The 14,593-nt window shown below is 56.5% G+C and carries 13 protein-coding genes; 3 read left to right on the top strand and 10 right to left on the bottom strand.

The features are described from left to right. Positions 1-23: 23 nt before the first annotated feature. The 9 genes from RCF31_RS10710 to RCF31_RS10750 form a co-directional block, all read right to left on the bottom strand. Positions 24-1,301 carry an OprD family outer membrane porin gene (locus tag RCF31_RS10710; RefSeq protein WP_416410323.1) on the bottom strand — a complete coding sequence of 426 codons (1,278 nt, stop codon included), beginning with the start codon at positions 1,299-1,301 and terminating at the stop codon, positions 24-26. A gap of 104 nt (positions 1,302-1,405) precedes the next feature. Further along, entirely contained in the window at positions 1,406-2,797 is a 1,392-nt protein-coding gene (locus RCF31_RS10715) for an FAD-binding oxidoreductase (RefSeq protein WP_416410325.1), read from the bottom strand. Positions 2,798-2,820: 23 nt separating this feature from the next. Then, entirely contained in the window at positions 2,821-3,621 is an 801-nt protein-coding gene (locus RCF31_RS10720) for an ABC transporter permease (RefSeq protein WP_310617372.1), read from the bottom strand. Next, positions 3,618-4,454, bottom strand: a complete 837-nt coding sequence (locus tag RCF31_RS10725; protein ID WP_299458003.1) for an ABC transporter ATP-binding protein — start codon at positions 4,452-4,454, stop codon at positions 3,618-3,620. Before RCF31_RS10725 ends, RCF31_RS10720 begins: the two co-directional genes overlap by 4 nt. Further along, entirely contained in the window at positions 4,451-5,422 is a 972-nt protein-coding gene (locus RCF31_RS10730; protein WP_416410328.1) for an ABC transporter substrate-binding protein, read from the bottom strand. The genes RCF31_RS10725 and RCF31_RS10730 overlap by 4 nt, the downstream gene beginning before the upstream one ends. A gap of 14 nt (positions 5,423-5,436) precedes the next feature. Beyond that, positions 5,437-6,315 (bottom strand): creatininase family protein, encoded by an 879-nt coding sequence (locus RCF31_RS10735; protein WP_332668233.1) that lies wholly within the window; start codon positions 6,313-6,315, stop codon positions 5,437-5,439. Positions 6,316-6,329: 14 nt separating this feature from the next. Next, positions 6,330-6,785: a RidA family protein gene (locus RCF31_RS10740; protein WP_416410331.1), complete on the bottom strand. Its 456-nt coding sequence runs from the start codon at positions 6,783-6,785 to the stop codon at positions 6,330-6,332. After that, the gene (locus RCF31_RS10745) at positions 6,775-7,980 is read right to left on the bottom strand and encodes an amidohydrolase family protein (protein WP_416410333.1); all 1,206 of its coding nucleotides are present in this window, start codon (positions 7,978-7,980) and stop codon (positions 6,775-6,777) included. Before RCF31_RS10745 ends, RCF31_RS10740 begins: the two co-directional genes overlap by 11 nt. Further along, positions 7,977-8,933 carry a PDR/VanB family oxidoreductase gene (locus tag RCF31_RS10750; RefSeq protein WP_416410335.1) on the bottom strand — a complete coding sequence of 319 codons (957 nt, stop codon included), beginning with the start codon at positions 8,931-8,933 and terminating at the stop codon, positions 7,977-7,979. Before RCF31_RS10750 ends, RCF31_RS10745 begins: the two co-directional genes overlap by 4 nt. A 147-nt stretch (positions 8,934-9,080) precedes the next feature. On the opposite strand from RCF31_RS10750, the gene RCF31_RS10755 reads away from it, so the two are divergent. The 3 genes from RCF31_RS10755 (at position 9,081) to RCF31_RS10765 (ending at position 13,503) form a co-directional block, all read left to right on the top strand. Further along, on the top strand, positions 9,081-10,004 hold the full coding sequence (locus RCF31_RS10755; RefSeq protein ID WP_084871944.1) for a LysR family transcriptional regulator: 924 nt from the start codon (positions 9,081-9,083) through the stop codon (positions 10,002-10,004). 226 nt (positions 10,005-10,230) lie between these two features. Beyond that, complete coding sequence (gene bglF, locus RCF31_RS10760) at positions 10,231-12,093, top strand: PTS beta-glucoside transporter subunit IIABC (protein ID WP_416410337.1); 1,863 nt, start codon at positions 10,231-10,233, stop codon at positions 12,091-12,093. Positions 12,094-12,108: 15 nt separating this feature from the next. Next, positions 12,109-13,503, top strand: a complete 1,395-nt coding sequence (locus RCF31_RS10765; protein WP_416410339.1) for a glycoside hydrolase family 1 protein — start codon at positions 12,109-12,111, stop codon at positions 13,501-13,503. A gap of 96 nt (positions 13,504-13,599) precedes the next feature. Here RCF31_RS10765 and licT read toward each other — a convergent pair whose 3' ends face one another. Beyond that, complete coding sequence (licT, locus tag RCF31_RS10770; protein WP_416410341.1) at positions 13,600-14,463, bottom strand: BglG family transcription antiterminator LicT; 864 nt, start codon at positions 14,461-14,463, stop codon at positions 13,600-13,602. Between the last annotated feature and the right edge of the window lie 130 nt (positions 14,464-14,593).

The following is a 14,593-nucleotide window of genomic DNA, read 5'->3' on the forward strand; positions in this document are numbered from 1 at the left end:
GGCCGGAAGGCCTCCCTGAGAGGTTAGAAATCGTATTCCAGGCTTAAACGGTTCTGCCAGAAGTGAGAATCATACAACGGTGAGGTCTGCACCCCGGCGAAATCGGTCAGACTCAGGCCCTTCAGCACGCCACTGAAGCTCCAGGTGAAATAAACCAGATATTCCGACTGGTTGATGCTGGCGGAAGCCGGTGAGGGTTTCAGATCCATAAAGGAATACTGCGTACCCAGCGACAGGCTTTCATTCATCACATAGTTCAGGTTGGTCATATAGGCGTTACCGCTGCCGAGATCCTGAGTACTGGTGAAGAACGGCTGAGCAAAATAAGGTCCGGAGGAGGTATTGTGCGCATAAGGCGTCACCAGCGAGCCGTTATTCCAGCTATTGCCGCTGGCAGCGATATGGTCATAGCCCAGTTTCCAGCTCAGCGCCGGGGTAAACGTCAATGCCAGCTGTGCACCGTATGAGGTGCTGTTCACTTCACCCGCCAGAGCCTTGCCTGCGCTGGTGCCGCGAATAAACTGTAATCCGACATCCGGCTGGAACAATGCATCCTGCCATTGCAGATGGCTCTCACCATACACCAGACGGGTATAATCAGCGTATTCCTGATACCACAGCTGCCCGGTCAGCTTCTTATTGTCCCACTGCGTACCACGACCGCCACCCAACGCCCACATACCGTTGGTGCGTTCTTCCACATCGGTATAAGCGGTGGTGTTGAGGAACTGATCATCACCCCACGGCTTATAACGCCAGATTTTAGTCGCATGCAGGAAGTTGGTGCTGTCACCGTAATTGGTGTCGATACCGCGGAACAGGATGGGTGTAATACGCCAGTCGTAATCGCCAACGAAAGGAATATTGATTCGTTGATCACCGGCCGTTATTTTAAAGTTATCCTGTTGCCAGCTTAAATAAGCTTCACCAAAGTTGGTTTGATTATCACCAATATCGCTAATGGTGTGCGCTTCATCAGGATGATCGATACCGCGCAGAAAAATACCACTCACACCAGCACGGAAACCATAGAATGGAGCGGTTTCATATTTCAGGCTACCACCATAACTCACGGTGTCCTGATTAAAACCTTTAGAGAAATAAGCGTTGTGTGTTGAATAATAAAGCGTACGCAGACTGCCGCTCACGGTACCGCAGGTAAATATATCGGTGAAGCTATTTACGCCACTCGCACCATACTGACAATCGCTGATATTGCTCTGTGTTGCCGCCAGTGCAGCGGGAGCCAGAGGGAAAAACAGCGCAGCAAGACACGCACCACTCAGTGTTTTTAATTGCATAGTCCCAAGCCTCGTCACTTTTTAAAAAGAGCAAAGCTTCGCCTGCCGGACAATAAATGTACCGTCGGTGGTGAGCTTTGCCGCAAAAAAAGTCTTATTATCGATTAATTATTTACACCGGTTATTTTCACATCCGGCAATGTTTCGCGCACTTCCCAGCCACGTAATTTGCCGGGATTAAGTAAATTATACGGATCGCAGGCGCGTTTCATAGCCACAACATCGGCACGCACCATCCCTTGTTTACCATCTTCAATATGAATGACGTGCGGGTTATTAATTTTCACCCCGTTATCACGATAAATATCCATGATGGCGTTCAGACGATCTTCATCGCTATATCGCACCAGCGGCAATCCGCTACAGGTCAGGGTGCCATTCATATCGCGCAGAAACTCAATATGCGACATCACTTCATCTGACAGCTGTGCTTCCATGGCCAGCGCCTGCTGATAATAATTGTCCGCTGCGTAAGCGGTTTGCAGATAGGTCAGGGTCTTATCCACCTTCAACGCCTGCAAGGTGGTGTGGTTCCAGCAATACTCAATCAGCGAATGGCCGGGATTCTCGCCCTCGGCAAAATGCAGCGCGCTGCGTCCGTTGTGCTGTGCCAGCAACGACGACAGCAGACAATCGCTCTCCACGCCGACCACGGAAATCACGCCATGCTGCCCTGCCACGTCGGCCTCGGCGAGATCGGTAAAATAATCCAGCACCGGTGCAGCCATCACCGCAATCTGACGCTTCACCAGTCCCGGCGATTTCGCCAGCGCATCGGCAAACGCCATCGCCGCCGGGAAACTCGCAAAGGTATCAAGGCGTTCGATCCAGTCATGACGCGGAGCCAGTGCCAGCTCAATCTCCAGTACGATGCCGTTGCTGCCATAGGCATGATGCAGCAGCAGCGCGTCGGGTGCTTCCAGCTTCAGGATGCGCGGCGTCTCTTCCATCGTCATCATCTTCACCGCCAGTACGTTGCCGGGTGCCGCCAGCGGACCATAATTGATGGACCCCACACCGCCAAAGCCGCCGCCAAACAGACCACCGAGGGTTGCCAGCTTCCAGGTAGACGGCATGCAACGCAGCTCCCAGCCGAGCGGACGGGTATGCGCTTCCAGGTCGCCAAGGCGAATCCCGGCCTGCGCACGCACCGTGCCCTGCCCCATGCTCACCACCGCATTCAGTTTGGTCATATCGACCATCAACCCGCCATCCAGCGGGATCAACTGGCCGTAGTTACCGGTGCCGCCACCGCGCAGGTTGAGCGGGATACGATGGGCAGCACAGGCCGCCACCACCGCCGCCAGTTCCTGCTCATCACGCGGGCGCACCGCCAGCTCAGCGAACTTCTCTTCCAGCTGTGGTTTTAGCACCGGGCTGAACCAGTGAAAATCACGCGACAGGCGTTTCACCTTCGGCGCTTCTTTAATCCAGTCGAGTTCAGGCAACGCCGCAACCAGCGCCGCCAGTGCAGACTGACGATCGGAATCAGACATCTTCATTTCCTGTAGTTGAGGTATCAGGTCGGGCTAAGTTCACTCTCATGCCAGGCGGCCAGTACGCGGCGCGTCAGCCAGGACATCACGGCAAACAGCAGGAACCCGGCCAGAGAAATCAGCAACAGCGCGGCAAACATCAGCGGAATGTTGAGCTGATAACCCGCCTGCAAAATCTGGTAGGCCAGCCCGGTATCGGTGCCGCCGGTGCCAGCAACAAACTCCGCCACCACCGCACCAATCAGCGACAAACCGCTGGAAATACGCAGTGCGCCAAAGAAGTACGGCAGAGCCGAGGGAATGCGCAGGCGCAGCAAAATCTGCAAACGCGAGGCATGGTTAAGTTTGAAATAACTCAGCAAACCCGGCGAGACGCTGCGCAGGCCCTGAGTGGTGTTAGAAATAATCGGGAACACCGCCATCAGCGTGGCACAGACCACCAGCGACATCGTGGTGTCTTTCACCCAGATGATGATCAACGGCGCGATGGCGACAATCGGTGTCACCTGCAAAAACACGATATAAGGGAACAGCGCGGTTTCGATAAAGCGGTTCTGCACCAGCAGGAACGCCACGATCGATCCGATCACAATCGCCACCACAAAGGAGATCACCGTGATCTTCAGGGTGTACAGCAGCGACATAAACAACGTCGGGAAGTTCTGCACCAGACTTTGCGCCACCACCAGCGGCGACGGCACCAGAAAGGCCGGGATCTTCAATGCCGTGACCAGAAACTGCCACAGCAGTAACAGGGCGATGGCGACCAGCGCCGGAAACAGCCACTGCTGAAACTGGCGCTGCGCGGCTAAGGGCTTTTTCATGATTTGCTCTCCTGACTGGCGGCGAACAGGCCGCGCTGCAACTGCTGCGCATATTGGGTGAACTGCTGGCTGACACGGAACTCGTCATCACGCGGGAACGGCGCATCAATGCTGATGTCATCCACCACGCGCCCCGGGCGGGCCGCCATCATGATCACGCGCTGCGATAAAAACACCGCTTCCTGAATCGAGTGAGTAACAAACACCACGGTCAGCTTCTGTTCCTGCCACAGTTGCAGCAGATCGCTATCCAGCTTGTTGCGGGTGATCTCATCCAGCGCACCGAAAGGTTCATCCATCAGCAGCACTTTCGGGCGCGTCACCAGCCCACGGGCAATCGAGACACGCATCTGCATCCCGCCGGACAACTCACGCGGTAGCACCTGCCCAAACTGGCCGAGACCGACCAGTTCAAGGATCTCCCGTACACGAGTGTCCGCTTCCGCACGCGGCACACCGGCCAGATCGAGCGGCAAACGCACGTTCTTGTGCACATTGCTCCACGGCATCAATGTCGCCTCCTGAAACACGAACGATAACGGCAAATCATGCTGCTTTTCCCGACGATCGCGACGGAACAACATCAGTTTGCCATCGCTCGGTTCAATCAAACCGGCGATCATTTTCAGTAAGGTACTTTTGCCACAGCCAGACGGACCGAGCAGCGAGACAAACTCGCCCTGGCGAATCGTCAGGTCCACTGGCAGCAGCGCGCGTGTACCGTTCGGGTAAATTTTCTCGGCAGAGAGCACTTCAATCGCCGGAGGGGCCGCATGCAGCGGCACCGCTTGCGCATCATTGCTCATCAGGGTCAGTCGGCTGGCGGCATTCATGGCATAACCTTCACATCTTGAATGAATTTCAGGGTGTAGCTGCCATCAAACGGAACTTTGGCCGGATCGATCAGCTTGTTATCCACCAGCAGCTGCCAGGTTTGCTTCAGACGCGGCACGGTCATAATGCCGATCCCCCCGGTCTGCGCATCGCCGCCGGTCAGCATCTGATACTTCTTCATCTGGGCGATGCCGAAGGCGATCTGTTCGTCGGTCATCTGCGGGTTTTCTTTCTTAATCAGCACGTTGCCCGGTGCCGGATTTTCCAGGTAGTTTTTCCAGCCCTGCATCGAAGCTTTAACAAATGCCGCGACCGCCTGCGGACGTTTCTCGATGGTTGATTTCATGCACACGATGCTGTTGCCGTACGGCGGGTAGCCCCAGTCGCTGATCGGGTAGACGTTGGCCTGTGCCCCGGCTTTCTGCACCGCGAAAGGTTCGGAGGTTACGTAGCCCTGCTGTACCAGGGTTTTATCCGCGAGGAACGGCTGCACGCTAAAGGTATATGGACGCACATGGGCGTTTTTCAGGTTGAGCGCGCTCTGCGCCCACGGCCAGTAGGAGGTGTAAGCTTCAGCGGCCAGCAGGAAGGTTTTCCCCTGCAAATCGGCCTGGTTTTTCACATCCGGATGGGTGATAAACACAATCGCCGAATGCTGGAAGGTGGTGGCAACCGGCACCGCTTCCACGCCCTGCTGCCAGGATTCCAGCGCCTGCATGTTATCGCTGATGATGCAGTCCGCCTGGCCCGCCGCCATCAGTTGCATGGTGTGCACCTGCGGCCCCCCCATCTTGATGGTGACGTCCAGCCCGGCATCACGATACAGATTCTGTGCCTGAGCCTGATAAAAACCGCCATGCTCGGCCTGAGCATACCAGTTGGTCATAAAGGTAAATTTCTCGGCAGCCATCCCCTGGGCCGACAGAGCCACGGAAAGCGCGGCAACAATGCTCAATGTTTTTTTCATAACCGATCCCCGAATTAGCGCGGTGGTAATAATGATGCTGCGTCGTTTTGGTCTAATACTTTGCCCTGCCACTGCCCGGTGCCCCACGCCGGTTCGGCGCGTGTTACCCATGCCATCTGATGCACTTCGGTAATCACCTGCGCCCAGCTGGTCGCCAGTGAATCCAGAATCGCGTCACCCTGCTCTTTGGTGGATGGACGCGGATCGCCGATCACGCCGCTGGGGCCAAAGTCATATGACGCCCAGGCCGCCATCGGGCGGGTGCTGGAAAGCGTCGGGCAGGGAAACGCCGGGGGATAATTCACCACCGCTTTTTCCATCTGCACCGTGTCGGGGGCCAGCGCCAGCATCAGCGCCGTCTCCGCATGTCCGGCGTGCATCGCCATCTGGCGTTCCTGCTCGTCCATAAAACTTTCAGCGCAGTTCGGCACTTTGAAGGTGTCCTGCATGATGATGATCATGTCGCCGTGACGCAGGCGCAGCTCGCGCGCCGCCATCTGCAACGGCTGCGGCTGACCACCATGGCCGTTGACCATCAGGAACTTGCGGAAACCGGCGCGATATAATGATTCGCCAATTTCCAGAATGGTGTGCAGCAGCGTTTCACCGGTCAGCGTCAGGGTGCCGGGGAAATGCAGGTGCTCATCGGATTTGCCATAGGTGATCGGCGGAATGGCATAGGCCGGGATCGCCGCCGGTAAGCGCGCCAGTGCATGCCCCACCACGCCGGATGAAATCACGCTGTCCACCGCGCACGGCAGATGCGGACCATGTTGTTCAATCGCGCCGGTCGGCAGCACAATCACCGTGTTGGCTTTGTCTTCCAGCGTGGCGATATCAGTCCAGCTCAGGTACGGCAAAAAGCGGTTTGCCGGAATATAACCATGTAACATCTCGCTTCCTCGTGTTATTGCGGCAACCACGCCGTCGCTTCAACTTCAATTAAGACATCCGGGCTGGGCAGCATTTCGCTCACCTGAACCACGGTGGAAACCGGTGGCGCATCGGGATAAAACAGCTTGCGCACCCGGCTGTAGTGGGGAAAGTGGTCCAGATTGCGGAAGTACTGCACCAGTTTGATCACGTCGCTCATCTGGCCGCCCGCGCTCTCGATGGTGGTGCGGATGCTCTCCAGCACGTACCAGCTTTGCGCCAGAATGGGCCCTTCTTTGATATCGGTGGAGAACTCACCGGTACGTCCCAGCAGTTGCTGGGCCGCAGCAGGAATATAGTCATAACCGCGCACAATCAGCGCGGTTTGCGGGTTCACCGGGATAATGCCGGAAAGAAAGATAAAGTCGCCCGCACGTCGCCACGCGGCATATTTCGCCAGCGGTTTACCCGCCCCAACATCAAGCGTCATCAGAGAATTCCCCATAACGGATCCCCTGTTTTAGCCGATAGCGACGACGGTGGCGCAGCGGCCAGCTGGCCGTATCGGCATCAGGGAAAATGACAAAATCATTCGCAGGCAAAGTTGCACCGTCATGCAGCGCGGTGCGCTGGCAAATCAGGGCCGATGCCTCATCAAAAGCCGCACCCAGCTGAGCGCTCAGCAGGCCGCTGAACAGGGTGTCGAGTGGGTCGTAACTGCCAACCGGGCAGAAAGCGTCCTGCACGTTATCCGCCCCGAGCAGCAGCGGAATGCCGCGCGCCTGCGCTTCCTTAATCAACGTTAAACCACGCTGACGCGGCGTGCGGCCCGGCACTGCATCCTGCAACAACAGGTTGGTGAGCGGCAGTGCAATCAGCGTGACGCGATGTTGCGCCAGCACATCCAGGATGGCGGTGCCGTCGTCCTGCTGCGCCAGTGCACAGCCGTGGCTACAGGTGATGCGTCCGCTAAACGGATGCTGTTGCAAATAGCGCGCCAGCCAGCGCAACCCCTGGGCATCAGCACTCAACTCTTCGTCGATGTGCAAATCGATATCCAGCTGCCAGCGCTCCGCTGCCTGCAACAAATGGGTAAACGCCTGAGCGTCCCAGTTGCTGCTGTGAATAAAGCCGCCGAGCACGGCACCGCTGGTCGCCACCTGGGCGGCGATATGCTCTGCCTGGTCGGCGTCCGCAAAAAAAGTCACCGGGGCCAGCGCGACCCGCTCGATAACGCATAACGGGTGCTGCAACTCGCCAACGATTTGCCACGCCAGCGGCGCATCAGCAGAAAACCAGTCGATATGGGTGCGCAGCAGGCCCACACCCGCTTCCACCGCCCAGTTCAGCGCCTGCGTGGCCCGGCTGCGCAGATCGTCCGCGTTCCAGCGGTCACGATCCTGGTGCATGGCGGCAATGGCGGCCAGCAGGCCCGGCTGCTGCGCCGGACTGCGCTGCACGGTAAAGGTTTTATCCAGATGGGCATGGGGTTCAATCAGCGCCGGCAGCACCAGCGCACCATCCAGCGCCAGATAGCCACTGATGTCGCGATGTGGCTCGAAACGGGTGCCATCGGCAGTGAAATGCAGGGTTGCCAGCGCCGGTTGCCCTTCCTGCATTGGCCAGCCTGCGGGTAACAGCCAGCGGGGTAAACGCGCGCCGGTCGCGCCAGGCCAGGCGTTCATAGATCGAGTACCAGCAGCGGGGAATGGGAGCGTGAGCAGCACAACACAATGCAGTCATTGGCGGCGCGTTCTTTCTGGCTCAGCACTTCATCGCGATGGTCCGGTTCACCACTCAGCACGCTGGTGATGCAGGCACCGCACATGCCCTGCTCGCAGGAAAGTTCGATCTCAATGCCTGCCCGCTCCAGCACCTCAGCAATGGTTTCATCGGCATCGATGGTGTAACGCGCCCCGCTGGAAGCGATTTCTACCTCGAACGTGTCGCCAGCAACCGATTGCGTAGTGGCAACAGCTTTGAATTTCTCGCTATGCAGTTGCGTGGCCTGCCAGCCGTGTTGCAATGCCAGCTGGTGCAGATGCTCCATAAATCCAGCCGGTCCACAGCTTACCAATACGCTGTTAAGCGGCTGCTGGAGATCTGCCGGGATACGCTGGCGCAGGCTGTCGCCTTCGCTGCTGTAATGCAACTGCACGCGCTCGCCCAGCCGCTCCAGACGGGCGCTGAACGGCAGTTCATCGTGGCGTTTGAGATACAGATGCAGCGTGAAATCCGCACCGCGTGCCGCCAGTTCTTCCGCCATCACCAGCAGCGGCGTCAGGCCGATACCGGCGGCAAACAGCAGCGTGCGCGGTGCATCGGGTAACGGGAAATGGTTCCGGGGTGCGGAAATGGTTAAGTTCGCCCCTGACTGCACATAATGGTGCAGCCAGCGGGAGCCGCCGCCCGATGCCTGATCGAGGCGGACGCAAATCTGGTAGTGATCTTCCCCGGCAGCCGAGCACAGCGAATACTGCCGCTTGCCGCAGTCGGGAATGGTCACATCAATATGGGCACCGGGGGTGAACGCCGGTAGTGGGTGTCCACTGGCAGACGCCAGGGTCAGTAATACATTGCCAGCACCGTTGAACTGCTTTGCGATGACGGTGACAGCCAGATTCTCTGCCTGCTTCATAATAATCCTGCATACGACGGACTCGTCATCGGCCGGGAAGCCGCGCGTAGTCTTGTTTTTATCGTGATTGCGATTATTATTTTGCCTGTGTGTAAGCGTCCATCTGTTTAATTAGCACGAAGCGTTGCAAAAAAGAGAGCACCTGCTATGTTCGCCTTCTCCCGGTTTCTGATTTATTTCACCGAGGTAGCCCGCCAGGGTTCACTGCGTAAGGCTTCCGAGACGCTGCACGTGTCGGCATCCTCCATCGACCGGCAAATTCTGCGTGTGGAAAAGCAGCTGGATATGCCACTGTTTGAACGTCATCCATCAGGATTACGTATGACAGCAGCGGGGGAAATCCTGCTTAACGCCGCGAAGAACTGGCAGCGCGAGTTTGGGCGCGTCTGTACCCAGCTGGATGATCTGCGCGGTTTGCGTCACGGCCATGTGCATATCGCCACCATTGACGCTATCAACCGCGGCTTTTTCTCGTCGATTCTGCAACGTATCCGCACCGAGTATCCCGGCATCTCCTTTACGCTCACCACCATGAGCAATATCCATATTGCCAATGCGCTGACCAATGGCGACGCTGATTTCGGCATCATGCTCAATCCAAATTGCTCACGCGAACTGCTGGTGAAATCATTCGCCGATTTGCGGCTCGGCATCGTGGTCAGCAGCCAGCATCCGCTGGCAAAGCTGGAAAGTATCCGCTTCAGCCACTGTGAATCCTGGCCGTTTATCGTACCTGCTGCCCCCTTGATGTTGGCGGAGCCGCTGGAGGCGCTGGTGAACAGTTCCGGCATTACCCTGAATGAAGTGGGCCGCACCAACAATATCCATATGCTGCGTTCTCTGGTGCGTGATGACGTCGGTATCAGCCTGATGTGCTGGCTGGATATTGTGGATGAATACCGCCGTGGCGAGCTGAAATTTATCCCGCTGATTGATGGCATCCTGAAGCCGTTCACCCTGTCCTTGTGCGTCGCCCCACAGCGCCAGCTATCGATTGCCGCGTCAATGATGCTGCGCGAGCTGGAGTCATTTTTCGCGTTGATGCAGAACGAGGAAGCGCAGGCGGGGTAAATTTATCGCGCATATTTTTTGACCCTCTTCACATTTCCACCCTTCTCCCTTTGCCTGTTCAGCGTTGATTGCTGGAAGATGGCGGCGTTTGAGGATTGTTACTGCTGACGCAGGCAAAACCTAAATCGCACCGCATTCGGATTTCCGAGCGCGGTGCGATTTAGGTTTTTTTTTGCCTCCAATCCGGGAAAACCCGACAACAACAGCCGAAAAAGCGGGAGTGTGTATGCCATATCAGGAACTGGCCGACGAAATTGTTGAAGGTGTGGGCGGTAAAGCCAACATCATCAGCGTGGTGCATTGCGCCACGCGTTTACGCTTCAAACTGAAACAACCGGGCAAAGCGCATACCGCGCAGCTAAAGAATAACCCCGGCATCATCATGGTGGTGGAGAGCGGCGGCCAGTATCAGGTGGTGATTGGCAACCACGTCGGCGATGTTTATCAACAGGTGGTGGGGCGTCACGGGCTGGAGAATGATGGCGCAGAACGGGCTGATGAACCCAAACAAACCCTGTTCGCGCGTTTTATCGATCTGGTGTCCGGCATCTTCACCCCATTTATTGGCGTGATGATCGCCTCGGGCATCATCAAGGGTTTGCTGGCACTGGCACTGGTGCTCGGTGTGATGCATCAGGAAAGTGGCAGCTACAAATTGCTGTTTGTCGCCAGTGATGGTCTGTTTTACTTCCTGCCGATTCTCCTGGGCTACAGCGCCAGCAAGAAATTCGGGGCGAACCCGTTTGTCGGCATGGCGATTGCCGCCGCGCTGGTGCATCCGCTGATGCTGACCGCGTTCGAACAGCAGCAGCAGGGCCAACACTTCAGTTTCCTCGGCATTCCACTGGAGATCCTCAACTACAGCGCTTCTGTTATCCCGATTATCTTTGCCTCCTGGGTTGCCAGCCTGATTGAACACGCGGTACATCCGCGTTCGCCCGGCGCGGTGCGCAATTTCACCACGCCGCTCATTTGTATGCTGGTCACCGTGCCGCTGACCTTTCTCGCCATCGGCCCGGCGGCGACCTGGCTGAGCCGGATGCTGGCCGAGGGCTATCTGTGGATCTACAGCCTCAGCCCGACCATTGCCGGTGCGGTAATGGGGGCGATCTGGCAGATCTGCGTGATCTTCGGTCTGCACTGGGGACTGGTGCCGATCATGCTGAACAACCTCGCCAACTTCGGCCATGACACCCTGCTGCCGCTGCTGATGCCTGCGGTGCTCGGCCAGGCAGGCGCCACGCTCGGCGTCATGCTGCGCACCCGCGAGGCCAAAGTGAAAGCCATGGCGGGGTCTGCCTTCAGCGCCAGTATCTTCGGTATTACCGAACCGGCGGTGTACGGCATCACCCTGCCCCATCGCCGCCCGTTTATCTTCGGCTGCATCGGTGGCGCGCTGGGTGCGGCGATTCTCGGTTTCTGGCACACCACCATTTACTCCTTTGGCTTCCCCAGCATTTTCACCTTTATTCAGGTAGTGCCCACCAGCGGCATTGATGCCAGCGTCTACGCTTCTTTTGCCGGGGCGGCAGTGGCGTTGCTGTTCGCGTCTGTCACGACATACCTGTTTGGCCTGCCGCCGGTCGCACCACTCAGCGCGCCGCCTACAGAAGCGGAACCGGCTTCTCCGGTACGCAAACAAACCGTGTTTAGCCCGATCTCAGGCAAGGTACTGGCGCTGGAAACGATCAAAGATGAGACCTTCGCCAGCGGCCTGCTGGGCAAAGGCGTCGCCATTGTGCCGGACAATGGCCGCGTGGTGTCACCGATTGATGGCGTGGTGTCGTCGCTATTCCGCACCAGTCACGCTATCGGGCTGACGGCAGCGGATGGCGCGGAAGTGCTGATCCACGTCGGTCTCGATACCGTCAAACTCGACGGTAAATTTTTCACCCCACATGTCGCCGTGGATGACGTCGTTAAAGTGGGCGATCTGTTGCTGGAGTTCGATATCGGCGCCATCGAGGCCGCCGGTTACGATCTCACCACCCCGGTGGTGGTCAGCAATAGCGATGAATTTATTGATGTTTTACCCCTGCAACCGTCTGTGGTTACGGCCTGTGCGCCGTTACTCAGCGCGGTGAAATAATTGAGGAGCTATAAGATGAACTCACGTTTCCCGGATGGATTTTTATGGGGCGGCGCTGTCGCTGCTAACCAGGTAGAAGGCGCTTATCAGACCGACGGTAAAGGTTTGTCCACTTCCGACCTGCAACCGAAAGGCATTTTTGGCGATCGCGTTGAGCGCCACGCCGGCGATTTCGGTATCAAAGATACCGCCATTGATTTCTACCATCGCTTCCCGGAAGACATCAAACTGTTCGCCGAAATGGGTTTTACCGTGCTGCGCACCTCAATTGCCTGGACGCGTATCTTCCCACAGGGCGACGAAGCCGAGCCGAATGAAGAAGGTCTGGCGTTTTACGATCGTCTGTTTGATGAGATGGCGAAATACAACATCCAGCCGCTGGTTACGCTGTCGCACTATGAAATGCCGTATGGCCTGATCAAAAAGTACGGCGGCTGGGGCAGCCGTACCACCATCGATTGCTTTGAACGCTATGCGCGCGCGGTGTTCACCCGCTTCCAGCACAAGGTGAAGCTGTGGCTGACCTTCAATGAAATCAATATGTCGCTGCATGCGCCCTTTACCGGCGTCGGTCTGCCGGAAGAAAGCAATCAGCAAGCAATTTATCAGGCAATTCACCACCAGTTGGTCGCCAGCGGACGCGCGGTTAAAGCCTGCCACGAGATTGTTTCTGGCGGCAAAATCGGCAACATGCTGCTGGGTGCGCTGCTATACCCGCTCAGCTGTCGCCCGGCGGATGTGATGGAAACTATGCAGCAAAACCGTGAATGGCTGTTCTTCGGTGATGTGCAGGTACGCGGTTACTATCCGGCGTATATGAAACGCTTCTTTGCCGATCGTCAGATCCAGATCGAAATGACCGAACAGGATAAACGCGATCTGCAAAACACCATCGATTACATCTCCTTCAGTTACTACATGACCGGTTGCGTCACCACCAATGAAGAAGAAAATCAGAAAGCGCGCGGCAACATTCTGTCGATGGTGCCAAACCCGCATCTGGCCAGCTCAGACTGGGGCTGGCAGATCGATCCGGAAGGCCTGCGTATCCTGATGAACCTGCTGTATGACCGCTATCAGAAGCCGCTGTTTATCGTGGAAAACGGTCTGGGTGCCAAAGATAAGGTCGAAGCCGATGGCAGCATCAACGATGACTACCGTATTCAGTATCTTAACGACCACCTGGTGCAGGTGCGTGAAGCGATTGAAGACGGTGTGGAAGTGATGGGCTATACCTGCTGGGGACCGATCGATCTGGTCAGTGCCTCCAAAGCGGAGTTCTCCAAACGCTACGGCTTTATCTATGTTGATCGTGACGATAACGGCAACGGCACGCTGGCGCGCTCACGCAAGAAAAGTTTCTTCTGGTATCAGGAAGTGATCAGCAGCCACGGCGCTTCACTGAAATAACACTGAAACGTAGCGGCGCGATTTATCGCGCAATCCCTTGCGCGGTGCAGGAAAAAACCGCGCGATAAATCGCGCCGCTACAGATCGTGCTGTCATTCAGGCTTCATCGTCGCCGATTTGCAACGCACGCGTCTCTTTACGCACCCGCTCAATATGGATGGTGAGAAACATCCGTTCCTCATTCGACAGGGCGTACTGGTATTTCTGCTGAATATGCTGATCAACCTTGATGGTGCACTGATAGGATTCCGGGTACTTGTCACGCACCACATCGTGCAGCGATTCGTCCTCACTGCACACGCCGCGTTTGCCCAGCATGCGCTGCGCGAAGAATTTCAGATGGTTGACGAAACGGTTGTAACTCAGGCTTTCGACACGATAATCCAGTTGCAGGCGATACTTCACGATCTGCAAAATATCCTGCATAAAACGCGTGATATGCGCGACATCCGACATATCGTTATCGAGCTGGGCATTGACCAGATGCATGGCGATAAACCCCGCTTCATCCTCCGGCAGCCGTTCACCGAGACGTTTTTCGATGATCGCCAGCGCCTCCAGTCCAAGCGCATACTCATTGGGATACAGGGTTTTGATCTCCCAGATCAATACATTGCGGATCGGCAGGTTTTGCCGGTGGCGTTCAATGGCAAAGTTGCAGTGATCGCACAAGGCGATCGACAGGCTTTCGTGCAACGTTGATCCCAGCTGCTGCCTGGCGCGCGCGATGATCAACTCGGTGGTGGTGATCACCTCGATCGGGATCTCCGAGAGCAGCTCACTCAGACGACTGGTCAGCGCATGGTTTTGCAGCGCAAACACTTTTTCAATCAACTGCGCATCCAGCGGGTCACCCACGCGTTTTTGAAACGCCAGCCCGCGTCCCATCACCACCTGTTCCTGGCCCTGCTCGCCCAGTACGATAGCCACATTATTATTAAGTATTTTCGCAATCTTCATTTTGCACCCTGCGGCAAGCTGAAATCAGGATAACGGTGATTAGACGCCATTTCATTTCGCCTATGATACCAGAACCCCATACAATAAAATTATCCCCCCCATAATAAAATCCAATAAATTTATTTATCAT

This window comes from Pantoea sp. App145, assembly GCF_047947045.1.
In the GTDB taxonomy this organism is placed as follows: Bacteria; Pseudomonadota; Gammaproteobacteria; order Enterobacterales; family Enterobacteriaceae; genus Pantoea.

Coding starts and splice junctions, on each gene's coding strand:
- RCF31_RS10715 (WP_416410325.1), bottom strand. CDS start 2,797: ATGTCTGATTCCGATCGTCAGTCTGCACTGGCGGCGCTGGTTGCGGCG.
- bglF (WP_416410337.1), top strand. CDS start 10,231: ATGCCATATCAGGAACTGGCCGACGAAATTGTTGAAGGTGTGGGCGGT.
- RCF31_RS10750 (WP_416410335.1), bottom strand. CDS start 8,933: ATGAAGCAGGCAGAGAATCTGGCTGTCACCGTCATCGCAAAGCAGTTC.
- RCF31_RS10745 (WP_416410333.1), bottom strand. CDS start 7,980: ATGAACGCCTGGCCTGGCGCGACCGGCGCGCGTTTACCCCGCTGGCTG.
- RCF31_RS10740 (WP_416410331.1), bottom strand. CDS start 6,785: ATGACGCTTGATGTTGGGGCGGGTAAACCGCTGGCGAAATATGCCGCG.
- RCF31_RS10710 (WP_416410323.1), bottom strand. CDS start 1,301: ATGCAATTAAAAACACTGAGTGGTGCGTGTCTTGCTGCGCTGTTTTTC.
- RCF31_RS10735 (WP_332668233.1), bottom strand. CDS start 6,315: ATGTTACATGGTTATATTCCGGCAAACCGCTTTTTGCCGTACCTGAGC.
- RCF31_RS10755 (WP_084871944.1), top strand. CDS start 9,081: ATGTTCGCCTTCTCCCGGTTTCTGATTTATTTCACCGAGGTAGCCCGC.
- RCF31_RS10765 (WP_416410339.1), top strand. CDS start 12,109: ATGAACTCACGTTTCCCGGATGGATTTTTATGGGGCGGCGCTGTCGCT.
- RCF31_RS10730 (WP_416410328.1), bottom strand. CDS start 5,422: ATGAAAAAAACATTGAGCATTGTTGCCGCGCTTTCCGTGGCTCTGTCG.
- licT (WP_416410341.1), bottom strand. CDS start 14,463: ATGAAGATTGCGAAAATACTTAATAATAATGTGGCTATCGTACTGGGC.
- RCF31_RS10720 (WP_310617372.1), bottom strand. CDS start 3,621: ATGAAAAAGCCCTTAGCCGCGCAGCGCCAGTTTCAGCAGTGGCTGTTT.
- RCF31_RS10725 (WP_299458003.1), bottom strand. CDS start 4,454: ATGAATGCCGCCAGCCGACTGACCCTGATGAGCAATGATGCGCAAGCG.